This window comes from Streptomyces bauhiniae, assembly GCF_004784475.1.
Classification (GTDB): Bacteria; Actinomycetota; Actinomycetes; order Streptomycetales; family Streptomycetaceae; genus Streptomyces; species Streptomyces seoulensis.
Map to the genome: position 1 here is coordinate 835,935 of NZ_SRRT01000003.1, position 20,749 is coordinate 856,683.

At 71.3% G+C, this 20,749-nt stretch carries 16 protein-coding genes; 10 read left to right on the forward strand and 6 right to left on the reverse strand.

The window, feature by feature from the left end:
* The first annotated feature begins 33 nt into the window (after window positions 1-33).
* Window positions 34-729: an alpha/beta fold hydrolase gene (locus tag E5083_RS13895; protein ID WP_135785941.1), complete on the forward strand. Its 696-nt coding sequence runs from the start codon at window positions 34-36 to the stop codon at window positions 727-729.
* Window positions 730-799: 70 nt separating this feature from the next.
* Here E5083_RS13895 and E5083_RS13900 read toward each other — a convergent pair whose 3' ends face one another.
* Complete coding sequence (locus E5083_RS13900; RefSeq protein ID WP_135785942.1) at window positions 800-1,378, reverse strand: biotin transporter BioY; 579 nt, start codon at window positions 1,376-1,378, stop codon at window positions 800-802.
* Between the two features lie 317 nt (window positions 1,379-1,695).
* Between E5083_RS13900 and E5083_RS13905 the strand changes: the two genes are divergently transcribed.
* On the forward strand, window positions 1,696-3,078 hold the full coding sequence (locus E5083_RS13905) for an amino acid permease (protein ID WP_135785943.1): 1,383 nt from the start codon (window positions 1,696-1,698) through the stop codon (window positions 3,076-3,078).
* 132 nt (window positions 3,079-3,210) lie between these two features.
* Window positions 3,211-3,858 carry a superoxide dismutase gene (locus E5083_RS13910; protein WP_135785944.1) on the forward strand — a complete coding sequence of 216 codons (648 nt, stop codon included), beginning with the start codon at window positions 3,211-3,213 and terminating at the stop codon, window positions 3,856-3,858.
* A gap of 123 nt (window positions 3,859-3,981) precedes the next feature.
* Here the strand turns inward: E5083_RS13910 and E5083_RS13915 are convergent, their stop codons facing one another.
* Window positions 3,982-4,644 (reverse strand): mycothiol-dependent nitroreductase Rv2466c family protein, encoded by a 663-nt coding sequence (locus E5083_RS13915; RefSeq protein WP_135785945.1) that lies wholly within the window; start codon window positions 4,642-4,644, stop codon window positions 3,982-3,984.
* Window positions 4,645-4,784: 140 nt separating this feature from the next.
* Between E5083_RS13915 and pepN (E5083_RS13920) the strand changes: the two genes are divergently transcribed.
* Complete coding sequence (gene pepN, locus E5083_RS13920; protein ID WP_135785946.1) at window positions 4,785-7,355, forward strand: aminopeptidase N; 2,571 nt, start codon at window positions 4,785-4,787, stop codon at window positions 7,353-7,355.
* A gap of 206 nt (window positions 7,356-7,561) precedes the next feature.
* Entirely contained in the window at window positions 7,562-8,599 is a 1,038-nt protein-coding gene (locus E5083_RS13925) for a hypothetical protein (protein ID WP_135785947.1), read from the forward strand.
* On the opposite strand, the gene E5083_RS13930 is transcribed toward E5083_RS13925, so the two are convergent.
* Window positions 8,596-9,063, reverse strand: a complete 468-nt coding sequence (locus E5083_RS13930; protein WP_208754041.1) for an NUDIX hydrolase — start codon at window positions 9,061-9,063, stop codon at window positions 8,596-8,598. The two genes, E5083_RS13925 and E5083_RS13930, sit on opposite strands and share 4 nt — an antisense overlap.
* A gap of 200 nt (window positions 9,064-9,263) precedes the next feature.
* On the opposite strand from E5083_RS13930, the gene E5083_RS13935 reads away from it, so the two are divergent.
* Both E5083_RS13935 and E5083_RS13940 read left to right on the forward strand, forming a co-directional pair.
* Window positions 9,264-12,566 (forward strand): S8 family serine peptidase, encoded by a 3,303-nt coding sequence (locus E5083_RS13935; RefSeq protein ID WP_135785948.1) that lies wholly within the window; start codon window positions 9,264-9,266, stop codon window positions 12,564-12,566.
* A gap of 331 nt (window positions 12,567-12,897) precedes the next feature.
* The gene (locus E5083_RS13940) at window positions 12,898-13,914 is read left to right on the forward strand and encodes an aspartate-semialdehyde dehydrogenase (RefSeq protein WP_135785949.1); all 1,017 of its coding nucleotides are present in this window, start codon (window positions 12,898-12,900) and stop codon (window positions 13,912-13,914) included.
* A gap of 48 nt (window positions 13,915-13,962) precedes the next feature.
* Here the strand turns inward: E5083_RS13940 and E5083_RS13945 are convergent, their stop codons facing one another.
* The gene (locus tag E5083_RS13945; RefSeq protein WP_208754042.1) at window positions 13,963-14,457 is read right to left on the reverse strand and encodes a DUF1203 domain-containing protein; all 495 of its coding nucleotides are present in this window, start codon (window positions 14,455-14,457) and stop codon (window positions 13,963-13,965) included.
* 112 nt (window positions 14,458-14,569) lie between these two features.
* Here E5083_RS13945 and pepN (E5083_RS13950) point away from each other — a divergent pair, with 112 nt between their 5' ends.
* From pepN (E5083_RS13950) to E5083_RS13960, 3 genes are all read left to right on the forward strand, one after another.
* Window positions 14,570-17,140, forward strand: coding sequence for an aminopeptidase N (gene pepN, locus E5083_RS13950; protein WP_135785951.1), 2,571 nt, complete (start codon window positions 14,570-14,572; stop codon window positions 17,138-17,140).
* 158 nt (window positions 17,141-17,298) lie between these two features.
* On the forward strand, window positions 17,299-17,832 hold the full coding sequence (locus tag E5083_RS13955; RefSeq protein ID WP_135785952.1) for an NUDIX hydrolase: 534 nt from the start codon (window positions 17,299-17,301) through the stop codon (window positions 17,830-17,832).
* Between the two features lie 345 nt (window positions 17,833-18,177).
* Window positions 18,178-18,720, forward strand: a complete 543-nt coding sequence (locus E5083_RS13960) for a GntR family transcriptional regulator (RefSeq protein ID WP_135785953.1) — start codon at window positions 18,178-18,180, stop codon at window positions 18,718-18,720.
* An 83-nt stretch (window positions 18,721-18,803) separates the two neighbouring features.
* On the opposite strand, the gene E5083_RS13965 is transcribed toward E5083_RS13960, so the two are convergent.
* Both E5083_RS13965 and E5083_RS13970 read right to left on the reverse strand, forming a co-directional pair.
* The gene (locus tag E5083_RS13965) at window positions 18,804-20,216 is read right to left on the reverse strand and encodes an FAD-dependent monooxygenase (protein WP_135785954.1); all 1,413 of its coding nucleotides are present in this window, start codon (window positions 20,214-20,216) and stop codon (window positions 18,804-18,806) included.
* 105 nt (window positions 20,217-20,321) lie between these two features.
* Complete coding sequence (locus tag E5083_RS13970; RefSeq protein ID WP_135785955.1) at window positions 20,322-20,561, reverse strand: hypothetical protein; 240 nt, start codon at window positions 20,559-20,561, stop codon at window positions 20,322-20,324.
* Between the last annotated feature and the right edge of the window lie 188 nt (window positions 20,562-20,749).

Consider the following 20,749-nt stretch of genomic DNA (forward strand, 5'->3'; position numbering starts at 1 on the left):
CCTCGCGGCGCCGGGCTTCCGTAGTCTTCCGGCATGGTGACGCGGCGGTTCGTCGGTGTGGGAGGGGTACGGCTCGCCTACCGGGTGTGGGGGCCGCCGGAGGGTCCGCCGGTGGTCCTGCTGCCCGCGCTGGGCGAGGTGAGCGACGACTGGGCCACGGTGGCGGCGGAGCTGGCGCGCGGGCGGCGGGTGTACGCGGTGGACCTGCGCGGGCACGGGCGCGGCGATTGGCCGGGGGCGTACTCCCTGGAGCTGATGCGCGCCGACGTCCTGGGGTTCCTGGACGCCCTGGGCCTGGACCGGACCGACCTCGTCGGGCACTCGCTGGGCGGCATCGTGGCGTACCTCGTCGCGGCGGCCCGGCCCGGCGGGGTGGACCGGCTGGTGCTGGAGGACGTCGGTGCGCCGTACCCCCGCCCGGCCACGACACCGGAGCGGCCGGACAGCGAGCTGCCCTTCGACTGGGCGATGGTCCTGGCCGTCCGCCGGCAGATCGACACCCCGCCCGCCGACTGGCTCGCGGCGCTCGGTGACATCACCGCCGGGACGCTGGTCCTGGCCGGCGGCCGTACGAGCCATGTCCCCCAGGAGAGCGTCGCCGAGCTGGCCCGGCTGATCCCGGACTCCCGGCTGCGCACGATCCCCGTGGGCCATCTGATCCACCGGGAGGCGCCGGAGGCGTTCACGGAAGCGGTGACGGAGTTCCTGGGCGGCCCGGTGGCCGGGTGAGGGACCTGCCGGGAACGGCGAAGGCCCGCCCTCTCCACACAAGGAGGGGGCGGGCCTTCGTCGTCGGACTTCAGCTCTTGTTCGTCAGCTTCCACGCCGTGGGGAGGACGCCCATCGCCAGCGCCGCCTTCACGGCGTCGCCGATGAGGAAGGGGGTGAGGCCCGCCGCGATGGCCGCCGTGGCGGACATGTGGGCGGCGAAGGCGAGGTAGGGGACGCCGACCGCGTAGATGATGGCCTCGCCCAGGAGCATCGTGCCGGCCATGCGGAGCGGGGAGCGGTCCGCGCCCCGGCGGGCCAGGGCGCCGACGGCCGCGGCGGCGAGGAGCATGCCGAGGACGTAGCCGAAGGAGACGGAGGCGCCGGAGCCGCCCTGGGCGAACCACGGCACACCGGCGAGGCCGGCGGCGGCGTACAGCGCGAGGGCGGCGACGCCGCGGCGGGCGCCGAGCGTCGTGCCGACCAGCAGCGCGGCGAAGGTCTGCCCCGTCACCGGCACCGGCGAGCCGGGCACCGGCACCGCGAGCTGGGCCGCGAGACCGGTGAGCGCCGCGCCCCCGAGCACGAGGGCGGCGTCGCGCACGCGCGAGGAGGGAAGGAGGTCGGCGAGGACGGCGCCGGGCCGAGCGGTGACGCTGGCGGTGCTCATGGGGACTCCGCGGGTCTGTGGACAGGGTGGACAGGGGCAGGGGACAACACCGTGACGCTATACCGGCCCTCACGCACCGATCACCGTCTGTGCTCGACAAAGGCGTGAACAGCGGCTTGGTGGGCTTCGCACAAAGGATGCGTCTTACACCGGAACCGGCGTGACACCGGTCACCGAGCACTCCGTCGCCCGGTAAGCGGACGTAAGCATTCCGTAAGCGGAACGTCCGCATACCGGACACTCCCCGTACCCCTCGGCCGGCTTCACCCAGACTGGGGGAGTTTTTACCCACCTACCGCACTGGACGAGCCGCGCCGATGCCCAGCACCACCACGCAAGCGCCCCAGGAGCAGAAGCAGGGCGTCCCGCTCTCCTCCGGCCTCAAACAGCGCCACCTCTCCATGATCGCCCTGGGCGGGGTGATCGGCGCGGGCCTGTTCGTCGGCTCCGGCGCCGGTATCGCCGCGGCGGGCCCCTCCATCGTGGTCGCCTACACCCTCTCCGGCCTGCTGGTCCTGCTGGTGATGCGGATGCTGGGCGAGCTGTCCTCGGCGTACCCCTCCTCGGGTTCGTTCTCGGCGCACGCCGAGCGGGCGATCGGACCCTGGGCCGGATTCACGGTCGGCTGGTCGTTCTGGGTCATGCAGTGCACGGTGGTCGGCCTGGAGGGCATCGGCGCCGGGAAGATCGTCAGCGGCTGGCTGCCGGGGACCCCGCAGTGGGCCTGGGTCGCGCTGTTCATGCTGATCTTCTGCGGCGCCAACCTGACCGCGGTGAAGAACTTCGGCGAGTTCGAGTTCTGGTTCGCCGCCCTGAAGGTCGCCGCGATCTGCGCGTTCCTGCTGCTCGGCGTGCTGGCCATCGCGGGCGTGCTGCCCGGCACCCACTCCCCCGGCACCTCCCACCTCACCGACTTCCTCCCCAACGGCGGCGAGGGCCTGGTCCTCGGCCTGCTCGCGTCGGTGTTCGCCTACGGCGGCCTGGAGACGGTCACCATCGCGGCCGCCGAGTCCGAGGACCCGGTGCGGGGCGTGGCGAGCGCGGTGCGCACCACGATGTGGCGGATCGCGCTGTTCTACATCGGCTCGATGGCCGTCGTCGTCACCCTGGTCCCGTGGGACTCCAAGGAGGTCGTGGAGCGCGGCCCGTACGTCGCCGCCCTGGACACCCTCGGCATCCCCGGCGCCGGCCGCGTGATGGACGTCGTGGTGCTGGCCGCGCTGCTCTCCGCGATGAACGCCAACATCTACGGCTCCTCGCGCATGCTGCACTCCCTGGTCCAGCGGGGCCTCGGCCCGAAGGCGCTGGCGAAGGTGACCGGCGGGGTGCCCCGGATCGCGGTGCTGGTCTCCTCGGTGTTCGGCTTCGGCTGTGTGCTGCTGAGCTACTGGCGCCCGGACGACGTCTTCATGTGGCTGCTCAACATGATCGGCGCGGTCATCCTGGTGGTCTGGATGTTCGTCGGCGCCTCCCAGCTCCTGCTGCGCCGCCGCGCCGAGCGCGCCGGTGACGCGCCGCCCGCCGTACAGATGTGGGCGTTCCCGTGGCTGACCTGGGCCGCGCTGCTGGGCATGGTGGCGATCCTGGTCCTGATGGCCCGGCAGCCCGACACCCGCGTCCAGCTCTACTCCACCGGCGGCCTGACCCTGGCCCTGGCGGCGGGCGGTTACGTCTGGCAGCGGGCGCGCGCCCGGAGCTGAGCCCCGCAGCAGAAGGCCCCCACGTGCACGACACGTGGGGGCCTTTCGCGTACCCCCTTGCCCGAGCGGAGCTTTTTGTTGCTAGCGTGTAGTTGCAAGTTAGTTGCAATAAGGCTCGGAGGGGACCCGTCCATGTCCGTCTACACGCTGCCCGAACTGCCCTACGACTACGCCGCGCTCGCGCCCGTCATCAGCCCCGAGATCATCGAGCTGCACCACGACAAGCACCACGCGGCCTATGTGAAGGGCGCCAACGACACCCTGGAGCAGCTCGCCGAGGCGCGGGACAAGGACGCCTGGGCCTCGGTGAACGGGCTGGAGAAGAACCTCGCCTTTCACCTTTCCGGCCACATCCTGCACAGCATCTACTGGCAGAACATGACCGGTCCGAAGGACGGCGGCGGCGAGCCGCTGGAGCGGGACGGCGTGGGCGAGCTGGCGGACGCGATCAAGGAGTCGTTCGGCTCCTTCGCGGCCTTCAAGGCCCAGCTCACCAAGGCGTCGGCCACCACCCAGGGCTCCGGCTGGGGCGTGCTGGCGTACGAGCCGCTGAGCGGCCGGCTGATCGTGGAGCAGGTCTACGACCACCAGGGCAACGTCGGCCAGGGCTCGACCCCGGTGCTGGTCTTCGACGCCTGGGAGCACGCCTTCTACCTCCAGTACAAGAACCAGAAGGTGGACTTCATCGAGGCGATGTGGCAGGTCGTGAACTGGCAGGACGTGGCCCGGCGCTACACCGCCGCCAAGTCCCGCGCGGACGTGCTGCTGCTGACCCCCTGAGCACCCCTGAAGTTCCCTGAGCGTCCCGCCTCGTGATCGTCTTCTCAACCTTCACCCGGCGGGCGGATGAAGGAAGCCCCCCGGTGAGGACGTGACTCACCGGGGGGCTTCTTCGCGCGGCGGCTAGAGGTTGCTGAAGTCCGGGCCGACCGTACGGCTGCGCTTCAGCTCGTAGAAGCCCGGCACCGAGGCGACCGCGAGGGTGCCGTCCCACAGGCGGGCCGCCTCCTCGCCCTTGGGGGCCGGGGTGACCACGGGACCGAAGAAGGCGATCTGCTCGCCGTCCGGGCCGGGAACCGCGATGACCGGGGTGCCCACGTCCTGGCCGACCTTCTCGATGCCCTCCTTGTGGGAGGCGCGCAGCTCGGCGTCGAACTCGAAGTCGGTCTGGTCGAAGTAGTCGATCAGGTCGGCGGGCAGGCCGACCTCGTCGAGCGCGGCCACGACGGCCTCGCGGCTCGGGCCCTCGCCCTCGTTGTGGATACGGGTGCCGAGCGCGGTGTACAGCGGGCCGAGCACGTCCGCGCCGTGCTTCTGCCAGGCGGCGGTGACCACCCGGACCGGCTGCCACGCCTTGGTGGCGAGCATCTCCCGGTACTCCTCGGGCAGCTCGTCGATGCGGTCCTCGTTGAGGACGGCGAGGCTCATGATGTGCCAGTGGACCTCGATGTCCCGGACCTTCTCCACCTCCAGCACCCAGCGGGAGGTCATCCAGGCCCAGGGGCAGAGCGGGTCGAACCAGAAGTCCACCGGGGTCTTGCCCGACGTGGTCGCGGTCTCGGACATGTCTCTCCTCGCGAGAAGGTCTTTCCCAGCGGCAACAGCGCCCTGGGCCGCGCAATTCCCCGATGCCGCCGGTCAGGGCCGCATGGCAGGATCGTGCCGTTCAGTGCCCCACATCATGCGACCACAAGGGAGTGCCGCCCGTGCCCGGTGAGAATCTGTCCCGCGACGAGGCCCGTGAGCGGGCCGCCCTGCTGTCTGTCGACGGGTACGACGTGGCGCTGGACCTGCGCTCCGCCGTGGGCGAGTCCGAAGGCGAGCCGAGGACCTTCCGCTCGGTGACCACCATCCGCTTCCGCTGCGCCGAGCCGGGCGCGACGAGCTTCGCCGACCTGATCGCGCCGAGCGTGACCGCGGTGTCCCTCAACGGCCGCGACCTCGACCCCGGCGAGGTGTTCGACGGCAGCCGGATCGCGCTGGAGGACCTGGCCGCCGACAACGAGCTGATCGTGGACGCCCAGTGCGCCTACTCCCGCACCGGCGAGGGGCTGCACCGCTTCGTGGACCCCGAGGACGGCGAGGTCTACCTCTACACGCAGTACGAACCGGCCGACTCCCGGCGGGTGTTCGCCAACTTCGAGCAGCCCGACCTCAAGGCGCCCTTCCGCTTCGAGGTCCGCGCGCCCGAGGGCTGGACGGTGTGGAGCAACGGCGCCGGTGAACTCACGGACGGGGTATGGCGGTTCGCGGAGACCAAGCCGATCTCCACGTACATCACCTGCGTGGTGGCGGGCCCGTACCACTATGTGACCGACTCCTACGAGCGGGTGCTGGCGGACGGGTCCACGCTGGAGATCCCGCTCGGCGCGATGTGCCGCAAGGGTCTGGCGCCCTACTTCGACGCCGACGACGTCTTCCTGATCACCAAGCAGGGGCTGGACTTCTTCCACGAGAACTTCGACTACCCCTACCCCTTCGGGAAGTACGACCAGGCGTTCGTGCCCGAGTACAACCTCGGGGCGATGGAGAATCCCGGACTGGTCACCTTCCGGGAGGAGTACATCTTCCGGGGCAAGGTCACGCAGGCGTCGTACGAGGCGCGGGCCAACGTCATCCTGCACGAGATGGCGCACATGTGGTTCGGCGACCTGGTCACCATGGTCTGGTGGGACGACCTGTGGCTGAAGGAGTCCTTCGCGGACTTCATGGGCACCTTCGGCAACGTGGGCGCGACCCGCTTCAAGGACGCCTGGACGACGTTCGCCAACCGCCGCAAGGCATGGGCGTACCGCGCGGACCAGCTTCCCTCCACGCACCCGATCACCGCCGACATCCGCGACCTCCAGGACGCCAAGCTCAACTTCGACGGCATCACCTACGCCAAGGGCGCCTCCGTCCTCAAGCAACTGGTGGCGTACGTCGGTCAGGACGCCTTCCTGGAGGGCGCCCGGCGCTACTTCAAGCGGCACGCCTACGGCAACACCCGCCTGGGCGATCTGCTCTCGGTGCTCGCGGAGACCAGCGGCCGGGACATGACGGCGTGGTCGGCGGCCTGGCTGCAGACGGCCGGGGTCAACTCCCTCACTCCGCAGGTGCTGTTGGACGACGAGGGCCGGATCGACGAGCTGGCCGTGGTGCAGGAGGCACCGGAGTCGCACCCCGAACTGCGCCCGCACCGGGTGAAGGTGGGGCTGTACCGGCTGGGCGAATCGGGTGCGCTGGAGCGGTACCGGAGCGTCGAGGTGGACGTCGAGGGTCCGCGCACGGTGCTGCCCGAGCTGGCCGGCGCCGAGGCTCCCGACCTCGTCCTGGTCAACGACGACGACCTCACCTACTGCAAGATCCGCTTCGACGAGACCTCGCTCGCCACCCTCCGCGACCACCTCGGCGACCTGGCCGACCCCCTCGCCCGCGCCCTGTGCTGGTCGGCGCTGTGGAACCTGACACGGGACGGCCTGCTGCCCGCGCGGGAGTTCGTGGCGCTGGTGCTGCGGTTCGCGGGCCGGGAGTCCGACATCGGCGTGCTCCAGATGCTGCACGCCTGGGCCGGCACGGCCCTGGAGCGGTACGCGGCCCCCGAGTGGCGGGCCACGGGCGGGGAGCTGCTGGCGCAGGGCGCGCTGAAGGAGCTGCGGTCGGCCGAGCCGGGCAGCGAGGCGCAGTTGGCCTGGGCCCGGTTCTTCGCCTCGGTCGCCACCGGCGCCGCCGACCTCGCCCTGCTGAAGGACCTGCTGGACGGCGCCGAGACGGTCGAGGGTCTCACCGTGGACCAAGAGCTGCGCTGGGCGTTCCTGGAGCCGCTGGCCGCGCACGGGGTGGCCGACGAGGAGGTGCTCGCGGCCGAGCTGGCCCGCGACGACACCGCGTCGGGCAAGCGGCACCAGGTGCGCTGCCTGGCCGCCCGGCCCTCGGCCGCCGTCAAGGCGCAGGCGTGGGCGCAGGTCGTGGAGTCGGACGCGCTGTCCAACGCGCTGGTGGAGGCGACCCTTTCGGGCTTCGGCCGGCCGGGCCAGGAGGAACTGACCGCGCCGTACGCGGAGAAGTACTTCGCGGTGCTGGAGCGGGTGTGGCGGGAGCGGTCGATCCAGATCGCCATGCACATCGTCAACGGGCTGTTCCCGGCCCACCAGGACCGGCCCGAGACGCTGGCGGCGACGGACGCGTGGCTGGCCGAGCACGCGGACGCGGCCCCGGCGCTGCGGCGTCTTGTGCTGGAGGCGCGGGACGACCTGGCGCGGGCGCTGCGCGCACAGGCGTGCGACGCCGGGGCCTGAGCTTTGGCCTGAGCTTCGGCGCCCGGTGACCGTTACGGAATCCGGGCACGAAGGCCCGTAACCCCTGGTCCTCCCCGATCGGACCAGGGGTTTTCGCCGCCTACTCGGCATCCGAACACCCGTCCTTTAGTACCGTGTTGTCCGCATTGTTCGACGGCTGTGTAACAGCGGTTACGGGTGGGCCGGAAGTAGGGCATTCCAGAGCCATGACGCACGACACCCCCCTCTCCCCCCGCCCCCTCCGCCACCTCACCGAGGTCCACCGCCGGGTGCTGACCGCCGCCCAGTTGCGCACCCACGGGGTGACCACGGCCGAGCTGAACGAGCGGTGCCGCACCGACGGCCCCTGGCGGCTGCTGCTGCCCAACGTGGTGCTGCTGCACGCCGGTTCACCCACGAACGAGGAGCGCCTGCACGGCGCGCTGCTGTACGCCTCCCGCGAGTCCGTGCCCGGCGTGCCCGCCCAGCCGGGCGCGGGCGACCCGCACCGGGGGGCCTATGCCGAGGCGATGCTCACCGGCCTGGCCGCCCTCGCCCTGCACGGCCTGCCCTCCGCGCCCCCGCTGCTCTCCCTGGACCGGATCGACGTCCTGGTTCCGAGGCTGCGCCGGCTGCGCTCGACCGGCTACGTACGGGTGGTGCGCACCCCGGACCTCCCGGTGGCGCGCCCCGTCGCGGGTCTGCCGGTGGCGCCGGTGGCACGCGCGGTGGCGGACGCGGTGGCCCACCTGACGGACGCGGACACGGTACGGCGGCTGCTGGCCGAGGCCGTGCGCGACGGGCACTGCGATCCGGCCGCGCTGGTACGGGAGTTGACCGAGGCCAGGCTGATGGGCCGGGCCCATGTGGTGGACGCGGTGGACTCGCTGGTGGCCGAGGGCCGCGCGGTCGCCGAGGACCGGCTGTACCGGATGGTCACCGGGTACGGGCTGCCCGACCCGGTGTGGAACGTGGACCTGCGGCTGCCCGGCGGCCCCCACCTGGGCGGCCTGGACGCCTACTGGCCCGAGCAGGCGGTCGCCGTCGAGCTGGACACCCGGGCCCCGCGCCAGGACGAGGACGCGACCTGGTCGGAGTACGCCCGCAAGCGGGAGCACCTGGAGCGGCTCGGCATCACGGTCGTCCACATCACCCCGAAGAAGCTGAGGGAATCGGCGGAGCAGCAGGCCGCGGTGGTCCGTACGGCCCTGATGGCCGCCGGCGACCGCGACCCGGCCGCGTACGTGGTCGTACTGCCCCGCTAGCCGGTCTCGCTCAGCGTGCCCGGGCGGCCGGTGGGCGGGCGTTCGCGCCACAGATGCAGGGCGGTGTCGATCAGGGAGACGCGGGGCAGGCCGGGCACTGTGTCGAGGTCGTGCCAGGCGGCGAGGTCGGTGGAACCGCCCACCTCGTGGCGGAGTTCACCGCCGGTGATGTGCGCCGCGTACAGCAGCCGTACGCCGTGGTGGTCGACGGCGCGGCCGGGGAAGCGGCCGGGGAGGACCACGCGGTTGGTGTGCACGCCGAGCAGGTCGGTGACCTCCACCCGGTAACCGGTCTCCTCGGTCACCTCGCGGCGCACGGTGTCGTACGGGTCCTCGCCGAACTCGGCGCCGCCGCCCGGCAGCACCCACTCGTGGCCGCCCTCCCGCGCGGGTGACCGGGCGAGCAGGAGTTGTCCGTCGCGGACACACACGGCGTAGGCCGCCACCCTCAACTTGCGTCGCATGCCGGGACGTTAGCGCGACCGGTGCGGGAACCGAGTGAATTCGGGCCTATTCGGTCCCCAACCGCACACATCGCATCGCGGGTTTTCCCCATACATGGATATCGATTCGGTCAACGAACCCCAAAATTCGGTCGTTTGGGAAAGGCTGCGCTGGTCCGGCACTGGACCTCGCGGACAACCCTCACCGACTAAGGGATGCGATGACCCACTCCCCCGACCGTGACCCGATACCCGGCCCGAGACGCCTGGCGCGCCTGACGCTGGCCGCCGGTGTGGTCGCCGCCCTCTGCGCGGCCGGCCCCGTGCCGATGGCGCTGGCCGCCGACGCGCCGCCCGCTCAGGCCGCCGACCCCGGCGCCAAGCCCGCGCCCCGCAAGCTCGGCGCCGATGACGCCGACCGGCTCGCGGAGGCCAAGGCGGACGGCGCCAAGAGCGTCACGATGATGATCGCCACCGCGCCGGGCGCCACCGAGCAGGTCGCCTCCCAGCTCGACGCCGCCGGCACCGTGGGCCGCACCTTCGACAAGGTCGGCTACGTCCGCGCCACCGTCCCGACCGCCAAGGCCGACTCGGTCATCGCCGCCGCGGCCAAGTTGTCCTCGGTGCACGCGATCGACCTGCGCCAGGAGATCCCGCTGGACGACCCGGCACCGGGCGCGGACACCGCGAAGGACGCCAAGAACGCCCGTACGGCGGCCACTTACCCGGCGCCGAGCAGCAAGACGCCGGCGAAGAACCCGTACAACCCGTCCTTCGAGACCGGTGCCGTCGACTTCGTCGCGAAGAACCCGAAGGCGGACGGGCGCGGGGTCACCATCGGCATCCTGGACTCGGGGGTGGACCTCGGCCACCCGGCGCTGCAGAAGACCACCACCGGTGAGCGCAAGATCGTGGACTGGGTCACCTCCACCGACCCGGTGAGCGACGGCGACGGCACCTGGCGGCGGATGACCGCGGCGGTCTCCGGCCCGTCCTTCTCGGTCGGCTCCGGCGCGAGCACGGAGACCTTCAAGGCCCCGGCCGGCGCCTACAAGTTCAACTACCTGTACGAATCCGCCACCACCGGCGGCGACATGCAGGGCGACCTCAACCGCGACGGTGACACCACCGACGCCTGGGGCGTGCTGTACGACCCGGCCACCGGCACGGTCCGCGTCGACACCGACGACGACCTGGACTTCGGCAACAACCCGCCGATGAAGCCGTACAAGGACGGCTACCAGATCGGCTACTTCGGCACCGACGACCCGGAGACGGACGTCGTCGAGCGCATCCCGTTCGTGGTCGAGATCCGCAAGGACGTCGTCTACAACGCCTCGGGCGCCAAGGCCGATTACGTCAACATCGGCGTCATCCAGTCCGAGCACGGCACCCATGTCGCGGGCATCACCGCGGCCAACGGGCTGTTCGGCGGCAAGATGAACGGTGCCGCTCCGGGCGCCAAGATCGTCTCCTCGCGTGCCTGCACCTGGTCCGGCGGCTGCACCAACGTCGCCCTCACCGAGGGCATGATCGACCTGGTGACCAACCGGGGCGTGGACATCGTCAACATGTCCATCGGCGGCCTCCCGGCGCTGAACGACGGCAACAACGCCCGCGCCGAGCTGTACACCCGGCTCATCGACACCTACGGCGTCCAGCTCGTCATCTCGGCCGGCAACTCCGGCCCCGGCGCCAACACCATCGGCGACCCCGGCCTCGCCGACAAGGTGATCTCGGTCGGCGCCGCCATCTCCAAGGAGACCTGGGCGGCGAACTACGGCTCGGCGGTGGAGACTCCGTACGCGCTGATGCCGTTCTCCTCGCGCGGCCCGCGTGAGGACGGCGGGTTCACGCCGACCATCACCGCGCCCGGCGCCGCGATCAACACCACCCAGACCTGGCTGCCCGGTTCCCCGGTCGCCGAGGCGGGCTACACCCTGCCCGCCGGGTACTCGATGCTCCAGGGCACCTCGATGGCCTCCCCGCAGGCGGCCGGCGCGAGCGCGCTGCTGATCAGCGCGGCCAAGCAGAAGAACATCGACCTCACCCCGGCCGTACTGCGCACCGCGCTGACCTCGACCGCGCACCACATCAAGGGCGCGCAGGCGTACGAGGAGGGCTCCGGCCTGATCGACGTCGTGGACGCCTGGACCGCGATCCGGCTCGGCGCCTCGGCGCACGAGTACACCGTCAAGGCCCCGGTCGACACCGCGATCGACTACGCCCTGAAGACCCCCGGCTTCGGCACCGGCCTCTACGACCGCGAGGGCGGCGTGAAGTCCGGTCAGCGCAAGACGTACGACGTCACGGTCACCCGTACCACCGGCGCCGACCGCGCGGTCTGGCACCTGCTGAGCTTCGCCAACGACCCGGAGCACACCTACCGCGTCGTCGGCAGCCCGCTGGTGAAGCTGCCGCTGAACCAGCCGGTCACCGTCAAGGTGGAGGCCGCGCCCAGGTCGGCCGGGCTCAAGAGCGCGATCCTGCGCGTGGACGACCCGCTGACCGTGGGCGTCGACAAGCAGATCCTCACCACGGTCGTGGTGGCGAGCCCGGTGGACTACACCCGCTCCTTCTCGTCCTCGGTGCAGCGCAACAGCACCCGGTCCTACTTCCTGACCGTGCCCGAGGGCGCGAAGTCGCTGGAGGTGGCCATCGGCGGCTTGACGTCCGGCAGCCAGACCCGGTTCATCGCCATCCACCCCTACGGGACGCCGGTCGACAACACCAGCACCCCGTACTGCTACAACAACTACCTCGACGGCAACGGCTGCAAGCCCGACGTGCGCTCCTACGCCGACCCGCAGGCCGGTGTCTGGGAGGTCGAGGTCGAGGCACGCCGCACCTCTCCCCTGCTGGACAACCCCTACAAGCTGGACGTCTCCGTGCTCGGCGCGGTCTTCGACCCGGAGACCGTGACGGTGCCCGAGGCCAAGGTGGGCGTCCCGGCCACCGCGTCCTGGAAGGTCACCAACAAGTTCGCCGCGCTCGACGGCAAGCTGGTCGGCGGCCCGCTCGGCTCGGCGAAGGCCGCCCGTCCGGCCATCAAGGAGGGCGAGACCGCGACCACCACGGTCGAGGTCCCGGCCGGCGCCAAGTCGCTGGACGTGGCCATCGGCAAGGTCTCGGACCCGGCCGCCGACCTCGACCTCGCGGTGTACGACGCCGCGGGCAAGCTGGTCGGCCAGTCCGCCGACGGCGACTCGGAGGAGGCCGTCTCCATCGCCTCCCCGGCCGCGGGCACGTACACGGTCGAGGTCGCGGGCTACTCGGTCCCGGCCGGCTCCACCGACTACGACTACCGGGACGTGTTCTTCTCCGACACCCTCGGCGCGGTCACGGTCGACGGCTCGGCCCCGGTGAAGCTCGCCACGGGCGCCTCCGCCACGGTGACCGGCCAGGTCACGGCCGCCGCCGAGGCCCCGGCAGGCCGCGAGTTCTTCGGCCGCGTCCAGCTCGTGAACGCGCGCGGCACGGTCGCGGGCACGGCGAGTGTGCAGATCGGGAAGGTCACGCCGTAGCGGTGTGATCTGGTGACCGAGGGGGCGGGCGTCCTGGTGGGCGCCCGCCCCTTCGGCGTGTGCGGCGTGCGTCACACCTCCGTATGGCGGTGGGCCGGACGGGCAGGGACCGGACAGCACGGCTTGCGGCCGACGGGTCCGGGGGAGGGAACTTCTGCGGCCGCTCCCCGCGCGGGACCGCAGGTCCGCAACCGTCTGCCCGGCTATGGGTGTCCCTCACATCGGGCACACCCGTACAAAGGATTGGACACGCGGCCCTGTGTCGGCCGCATGATGGAAAAGTGCCGGTCAAGCAAGTGACCCGGTACTGGGACAGACAGAGGGAGTCGTCGTGAGGGTCGGAATCGTCGGAGCCACCGGTCAGGTCGGCACGGTCATGCGCAAGATCCTCAAGGAGCGGGACTTCCCGGTCACCGAGCTGCGCCTGTTCGCCTCCGCCCGCTCGGCCGGGACCGTGCTGGACGGCGTGACGGTGGAGGACGCCTCGACGGCCGACTACTCCGGCCTCGACATCGTGCTCTTCTCGGCCGGCGGCGCCACCTCCAAGGCGCTCGCGGAGAAGGTCGCCGCGCAGGGCCCGGTCGTGATCGACAACTCCTCGGCGTGGCGCCGGGACCCCGAGGTGCCCCTGGTGGTCTCCGAGGTGAACCCGCACGCCATCGCGGACCGCCCCAAGGGCATCATCGCCAACCCGAACTGCACCACGATGGCCGCGATGCCGGTGCTGCGCCCGCTGCACGAGGAGGCCGGTCTCGAGGCGCTGGTCGTCGCCACCTACCAGGCCGTCTCCGGCTCGGGCCTGGCGGGCGTGGCCGAGCTGCACGGGCAGGCGCAGAAGGTCATCGCCGACGCCGACAAGCTGACCCACGACGGCGACGCGGTGGACTTCCCCGAGCCGGGCGTCTACAAGCGCCCGATCGCCTTCAACGTGCTCCCGCTGGCCGGCTCCATCGTTGACGACGGCCTGAACGAGACCGACGAGGAGCAGAAGCTCCGCAACGAGTCCCGCAAGATCCTGGAGATCCCGGAGCTGAAGGTCTCCGGCACCTGTGTGCGCGTCCCGGTCTTCTCCGGCCACTCCCTCCAGGTCAACGCCCGCTTCGCCCGCCCGCTCTCCGTCGAGCGCGCGACCGAGCTGCTGGCGCAGGCGCCGGGTGTCGCCCTCTCCGAGATCCCGACCCCGCTCCAGGCGGCCGGCCAGGACCCGTCGTACGTGGGCCGCATCCGCACCGACGAGACGGTGGAGCACGGCCTCGCCCTGTTCATCTCCAACGACAACCTCCGCAAGGGCGCCGCGCTGAACGCGGTCCAGATCGCGGAGCTGGTGGCGGCGGAGCTGAAGAGCTGAGTCCGCTTCGAGAGGGGCGCGCGCCGGTTTCGGTGCGCGCCCCTTCTTTCACGCCCTGCGGACCTCATACAGGAAGCAGCCGTACTCCACCGCCCTCACGTGCACCATTGCCACCTCCGGGTCGGTGAACGCCTCGGTCAGGGCGGCCTCGAAGTCCTCGGGCGGGGTGACCAGTCGGCCGCCGAGGATGCGGCCGTCATGCGAGTAGCGGCGCAGGACGCGGTGGGCGCCGGTGAAGGCGAGCCCGTCCTCGGGCGCCGGTCCGCCGCAGGGTTGGGCGTGGATGAACACCGGGCCCTGCTCGTCGTACGCACCCGGTTCGGCGCCGGTGTCCGCCGCCCAGCGGCGCAGGGGCGCGTAGGACACCAGGGCGATGCGCTCACCCGGTTCGCTGCGGCGCAGACAGCAGCGCAGCGGGGCGCCGCCCTCCGGGTCCGTGACGGCGGTCGTCCGGCGTCCGGCGTCGTCCGAGGCGCGCAGTTCCGCGAGGGCCGGTTCCGTGATGGCGCGCGCGGTGTGCGGGGTCGTGGCGTGGGTCGTCATGTGTTCCAGGCTGGTCCTGCGAAGGCCCCGTGACCGGCGGCATAAGGACATCGCGTTCGCGGATCTCCCGTGGAAGGATGGCGCAACCCACACATAACGAGGAGATGACCGCGTGCCTGGCACAAACCTGACTCGGGAAGAGGCGCAGCAGCGGGCCGACCTGCTCAGCGTCGACTCGTACGAGATCGATCTCGACCTCTCCGGCGCGCAGGAGGGGGGCACCTTCCGGTCCGTCACCACGGTGCGCTTCGACGTGGCCGAGTCCGGCGCCGAGTCCTTCATCGACCTGGTGGCACCGGCCGTGCGCGAGGTGACGCTGAACGGGGACACGCTGGACCCGGCGGAGGTCTTCAAGGAGTCCCGGATCGCGCTGCCCGGTCTGCTCGAGGGCCGCAACATCCTGCGGGTGGTGGCCGACTGCGCGTACACCAACACCGGTGAGGGTCTGCACCGGTTCGTGGACCCGGTCGACGAACAGGCGTACCTGTACACGCAGTTCGAGGTGCCGGACGCGCGGCGGGTGTTCGCCAACTTCGAGCAGCCGGACCTCAAGGCGACGTTCCGCTTCACGGTGACCGCGCCCGAGGGCTGGACGGTGATCTCCAACTCCCCGACGCCGGAGCCCAAGGACAACGTCTGGGCGTTCGCGCCGACCCCGCGCATCTCGACGTACATCACCGCGCTGATCGTGGGCCCGTACCACTCGGTGCACAGCGTGTACGAGAGGGACGGGCAGTCCGTGCCGCTCGGCATCTACTGCCGGCCCTCGCTCGCCGAACACCTGGACTCCGACGCGATCTTCGAGGTCACCCGGCAGGGCTTCGACTGGTTCCAGGAGAAGTTCGACTACGCGTACCCCTTCGAGAAGTACGACCAGTTGTTCGTACCGGAGTTCAACGCGGGCGCGATGGAGAACGCGGGCGCGGTGACCATCCGCGACCAGTACGTCTTCCGGTCCAAGGTGACCGACGCGGCGTACGAGGTGCGGGCGGAGACGATCCTGCACGAGCTGGCGCACATGTGGTTCGGCGACCTGGTCACCATGGAGTGGTGGAACGACCTGTGGCTGAACGAGTCGTTCGCCACCTTCACCTCCATCGCCTGCCAGGCGTCCGCGCCCGGCTCGCGCTGGCCGCACGCGTGGACGACGTTCGCCAACTCGATGAAGACGTGGGCGTACCGGCAGGACCAGCTCCCGTCCACGCACCCGATCATGGCGGAGATCCGGGACCTGGACGACGTCCTGGTCAACTTCGACGGCATCACGTACGCCAAGGGCGCCTCGGTGCTGAAGCAGCTCGTGGCGTACGTCGGTGAGGACGAGTTCTTCCGGGGTGTGCAGGCGTACTTCAAGCGGCACGCGTTCGGCAACACGCGCCTGTCCGACCTGCTGGGCGCGCTGGAGGAGACCTCCGGGCGCGATCTGAAGACCTGGTCGAAGGCGTGGCTGGAGACGGCGGGGATCAACGTCCTGCGTCCCGAGCTGGAGACCGACGCGGAGGGTGTCATCACCTCCTTCGCGGTCCGCCAGGAGGCCCCGGCGCTCCCCGCCGGCGCCAAGGGCGAGCCGACGCTGCGGCCGCACCGCATCGCGATCGGCCTGTACGACCTGGACGACGCGGGCAAGCTGGTCCGGGTGAAGCGGGTCGAGCTGGACGTGGACGGCGAGCTGACGGCCGTACCCGAGCTGACCGGGGTGCGCCGGCCGGCCGTGGTCCTGCTCAACGACGACGACCTGTCGTACGCGAAGGTCCGCCTGGACGAGGAGTCCCTCGCGGTCGTCACCGAGCACCTCGGTGACTTCGCGGAGTCGCTGCCGCGCGCGCTGAGCTGGGCCTCCGCGTGGGACATGACGCGGGACGGCGAGCTGGCCACCCGTGACTACCTCTCGCTGGTGCTGTCCGGCATCGGCAAGGAGTCCGACATCGGTGTCGTGCAGTCGCTGCACCGGCAGGCCAAGCTGGCGATCGACCTGTACGCCGACCCGGCGGCCCGCGAGACCCTGCTGACCCGCTGGACCGAGGCCACACTGGCGCACCTGCGTACCGCCGAGCCGGGCAGCGACCACCAGCTCGCCTGGGCGCGCGCCTTCGCGGCGACCGCCCGTACGCCGGAGCAGCTCGACCTGCTGGAGGCGCTGCTGGACGGCTCCCAGACCGTCGAGGGCCTCGCCGTCGACACCGAGCTGCGCTGGGCGTTCGTGGAGCGGCTCGCCGCGGTCGGGCGCTTCGACGAGGCGGAGATCGCCGCCGAGTACGAGCGCGACCGCACCGCCGCCGGCGAACGCCACGCGGCCACCGCCCGCGCGGCCCGCCCCACCGCCGAGGCGAAGGCGGAGGCGTGGGCCTCGGTCGTCGAGTCCGACAAGCTCCCCAACGCCGTCCAGGAAGCCGTCATCATCGGCTTCATCCAGACCGACCAGCGCGAACTCCTCGCCCCCTACACCGACCGCTACTTCGACTCCGTCAAGACCGCCTGGGACTCCCGCTCCCACGAAATGGCCCAGCAGATCGCGGTCGGCCTGTACCCGTCGGTCCAGGTCTCGGAGGAAACGCTCCGCGCGACGGACGCCTGGCTGACCTCCGTCGACCCCACCCCGGCCTTGCGCCGCCTGATCTCCGAGTCCCGCGCGGGCGTGGAACGGGCGCTGAGGGCACAGCGGGCGGATGGGGCTTCGGCGTAACTGGCTAGCTGTTGAGAGGGGGCGCCCGGCACTATGCCGGGCGCCCCTTTCGTCACCCTGACGCGAATCGGCCCACATCTAGCGGTATCTAGAGCTCATCTAGCGGTTTCTAGCGGTGATTCTGCGATCCTGAAGGCCGATCGAGAGGGGCCGCAGCGATGCAGTGGAAGATCCACGGGGAACGTCCGATCTATGAGAACAGGTGGGTCAACCTGTGGCTCACCGAGGTGGAGACGCCGGACGGCAGCCGCTGGGAGCACCATGTCGTCAGGCTCCGGCACCTGGCCGTGGCCGCCGTGGTCAACCAGCGGCGCGAGGTGCTGATGATGTGGCGGCATCGGTTCATCACGGACACCTGGGCGTGGGAACTCCCCATGGGCCTGGTGGAGGAGGGCGAGACGCCGGCCGAAGCGGCCGCCCGTGAGGTCCTGGAGGAGACGGGCTGGCGCCCCGGCCCGATGAAGCCCCTGATCTACGCCGAACCCGCCAACGGCATCACCGACTCCCAGCACCACGTCTTCCGCGCCGACGGCGCGACCCACGTGGGCCCACCGACCGAGAAGAACGAGTCGGACCGCATCGAGTGGATTCCCCTGACCGACATCCGGGGCATGATCGACCGCCGTGAAATCGTCAGCAGCGGCTCCCTCGTCGGGCTGCTCTACGTACTCATGGACGAGACACTCCGCTGACCTGCCGGGGTGCACGGCCTCGAAAGCGGCGCTCGCCCACCGAAGGGCGCCCGACATCGGCCGAGCGCCCTTCGTTCGAAGTCGTCGGCCAGGGCTTGGACGAGGAGGAGTCCTCGACCGCCGCATTCATCGAGTCCGCCTGCTTTGACCACCGGCACTCCCCCGCCGCAGTCGGGTACTTCGAGACGCACAGCCGGATGTCTTCGTACCGGTCGTGGCACCCCCACACCACTCCAGTGGGCTATCCACGGCGAACTCACGGGCGGTCCTGCTGATTTCTGGCTGCAAGTAGCCCGGATGGGTCGCCTAACGTGTAGTGCGGGGAGCCTGATTGTGGAGGACGCCGTGAGTGACAGCAGGTGGGTCAGTGCCTCGATGCCGTATCTGGCGCCGCGGGAGCGGGGGCAGGGGGATGCCTGGGGCGCGGAGGCGGCTGCGCGGGGTGGGAAGGGTGGCCAGCGGATCGTGCATGCCGGCGAGGTTCCCGCCTCGGAGCAGGTGGCCGGCCTGTTGGGGGTGGCTGCCGGAGAAGCGGTCGTCGTGCGTCGTCGGGTCATCGAACTGGACGGGACACCGGTCGAGTTGACCGACACCTACTATCCGACCGCCATCGCACGGGGCACCCGTCTCGCTGAGCGGGGCAAGATCCCCGGCGGGGCGGTGACGCTGCTCGCCGAGCTTGGGCATCGCGGTGTCCGGGTGCGCGAGGATGTGACGGCCCGGATGCCTGGTCCGGAGGAGCGCGAGGCGCTGCGCCTGGACACCGGCGAGCCCGTCCTCCGGTTGAGCAGGGTCACCTACGACGATGCCGACCGGCCCGTCCAGGCGGACCTGATGCTGATGCCCGCCCATCGTCAGCAGCTCCGCTACGAGATCCGGATCGGATGACCGTGCCCACCAACGACACCGGCGCATCGGACCGACGGTCCCTGGCCGAACTCAGCTTGGCAGCGCACGCCAGTGTGAGCCGGTCAGACTGGTGGGCCCACGTGGGCAAGTAGGGCCTGTTCCAGCTCTGTTGGGGACGGGGACTTTGCTGTCCAGGCGATGTAGCCGTCCGGGCGGATCAGGAGCGTCTGGGGGCCGGACCACTGGGACGTGGTGAGGTGGGGGCGGTCGACACCCTCGTACGGGACCTGGGTCAGCAGGACGAAGTTGCCCCCGCGTAGGGCCTCGTAGAGGCGGGTGTTGCCTGGCAACGGGATGTCCGGGGCTCGTTTGCCGGGCAGGGGGCCGGGGCCGTAGGAGTAGGCGAGGCCCGTCACCTGGTGGAGGGCCCTTCGACGGAGGGCGGGGAAGCGGGTGACCGACTTCGCCAGGAGGGAGCGGAGGGCTCTCGTCCAGGGGTGGTTGGCCATGGCCAGGCGGATCAGGGTGCCGCTGCTGTGGAGGACGGTGCGGCCCACCGGGTGGCGTTCGGTGTTGTAGGTGTCCAGGAGGGACGGGGACGCGCGCCCGTCCAGCACCGCGGCCAGTTTCCAGCTCAGGTTCGCCGCGTCCTGGAGCCCCGTGTTCATGCCCTGGCCGCCCGCCGGGGAGTGGACGTGGGCGGCGTCGCCGGCGAGGAAGACGCGGCCCGCCCGGTACGACGGCGCCTGGCGTTCGTCGCTGTGGAAGCGGGACAGCCAGCGTGGGTCGTGCATGCCGTAGTCCCGGCCGAGGGCGGCGCGGACGATGTCCCGGATCTCGGCGAGGTCGAGCGGGGCGTCGTCGGGGACGTCGTGCGAGCGGTGCCAGCCGACGACCCGGTGGTAGCCGTCGCCGAAGGGGATCAGCAGGGCGAAGGCGTCCCCCGTCGTACCCGCGGTGAGCCGCTCCGGCGGGTCCTCGGAGAGGCGTACGTCCGCGAGGACGACGGAGCGGATGACCGACCGTCCGGGGAAGGGAAGGCCCACCGCCTCCCGTACCGCGCTCCGCATCCCGTCCGCCCCCACCACGTACGAGGCCCGCAGCGGCTCCATGCCCCGCCCGAGGACCGTCACCCCGGACGCGTCCTGCGTCAGCGCGGTCACCTCGGCCTCGTAACGGAACTCGGCGCCCGCCTCCCGCGCCCTGCGCTCCAGCACCCGTTCGACCTCGTACTGCGGGATCACCAGGACGTGCGGGAAGCGGGTGGGGAGGCCGGAGAGGTCGAGGGTGAGGCCGTCGAAGAGACCGAGGCGGGTCATGGGGTGGCCGAGGGACTCGAGTTCGTCGGCGAGGCCCCGCATGTCGAGCTGCTCCAGCGTGCGGGCGTGCAGCGCGAAGGCGCGGGTGAGGTTGCTGATGCCGGGCGGGCGTTTCTCCAGCACGGTGACCGGGATACCGGCCTCGGCCAGGTCACCGGCGAGGAGCAGTCCGGTCGGACCGCAGCCCACTACGGCGACGCCGGTGGTGCCTGCCATCCGCGGCTCCTCGGGGGAACGGGGAAAGAAACGCGCCGGGGGCGCCGTCCGGCCTCACGCGCGTACGCGGCGGACAGGCGCCCCCGGCCGGGACCTACAGGTCCGTCAGCTCTTCGAAGCGGACGACCGCGACTTGTCCAGCACCATCACCAGACCGGCGATGACGACGAACAGGCCCACCGGGATCAGCACGTAGAGGCCGATGGTCTCCCAGGCGGAGAGACCGGGGCCGGGGTCGTCACCGTCGTCGCGGCTGAGCGCGAGCGCGGGGGACGACATGAGCAGCATCATCAGCGTCGTGCCGGCCGCCAGGGCTCCGGCGCGCAGGGCGTTCTTCTTGTCCACGCTCCCCAAGTTAGCGAACCGCCGTACCGGCCGCGCGTCCGGGGTGCCGTACGCGCGGCCGGTACCGGCCCCTCAGGGCCCGCTGTGCCCCAGCCCCGCCTGCACCGCGGCCAGCAGCGCCCCCAGCCTCGGGGACGCCGTCAGCTCCTCCAGCGGCACCGGTCGGCCCTGGGGGTCGGACACCGGCA

Bases quoted from the DNA above. Each gene is read 5' to 3' on its own strand.
- E5083_RS13895 (WP_135785941.1), top strand. From the start codon at position 34: ATGGTGACGCGGCGGTTCGTCGGTGTGGGAGGGGTACGGCTCGCCTAC.
- E5083_RS13900 (WP_135785942.1), bottom strand. From the start codon at position 1,378: ATGAGCACCGCCAGCGTCACCGCTCGGCCCGGCGCCGTCCTCGCCGAC.
- E5083_RS13905 (WP_135785943.1), top strand. From the start codon at position 1,696: ATGCCCAGCACCACCACGCAAGCGCCCCAGGAGCAGAAGCAGGGCGTC.
- E5083_RS13910 (WP_135785944.1), top strand. From the start codon at position 3,211: ATGTCCGTCTACACGCTGCCCGAACTGCCCTACGACTACGCCGCGCTC.
- E5083_RS13915 (WP_135785945.1), bottom strand. From the start codon at position 4,644: ATGTCCGAGACCGCGACCACGTCGGGCAAGACCCCGGTGGACTTCTGG.
- E5083_RS13925 (WP_135785947.1), top strand. From the start codon at position 7,562: ATGACGCACGACACCCCCCTCTCCCCCCGCCCCCTCCGCCACCTCACC.
- E5083_RS13930 (WP_208754041.1), bottom strand. From the start codon at position 9,063: ATGCGACGCAAGTTGAGGGTGGCGGCCTACGCCGTGTGTGTCCGCGAC.
- E5083_RS13935 (WP_135785948.1), top strand. From the start codon at position 9,264: ATGACCCACTCCCCCGACCGTGACCCGATACCCGGCCCGAGACGCCTG.
- E5083_RS13945 (WP_208754042.1), bottom strand. From the start codon at position 14,457: ATGACGACCCACGCCACGACCCCGCACACCGCGCGCGCCATCACGGAA.
- E5083_RS13955 (WP_135785952.1), top strand. From the start codon at position 17,299: ATGCAGTGGAAGATCCACGGGGAACGTCCGATCTATGAGAACAGGTGG.
- E5083_RS13965 (WP_135785954.1), bottom strand. From the start codon at position 20,216: ATGGCAGGCACCACCGGCGTCGCCGTAGTGGGCTGCGGTCCGACCGGA.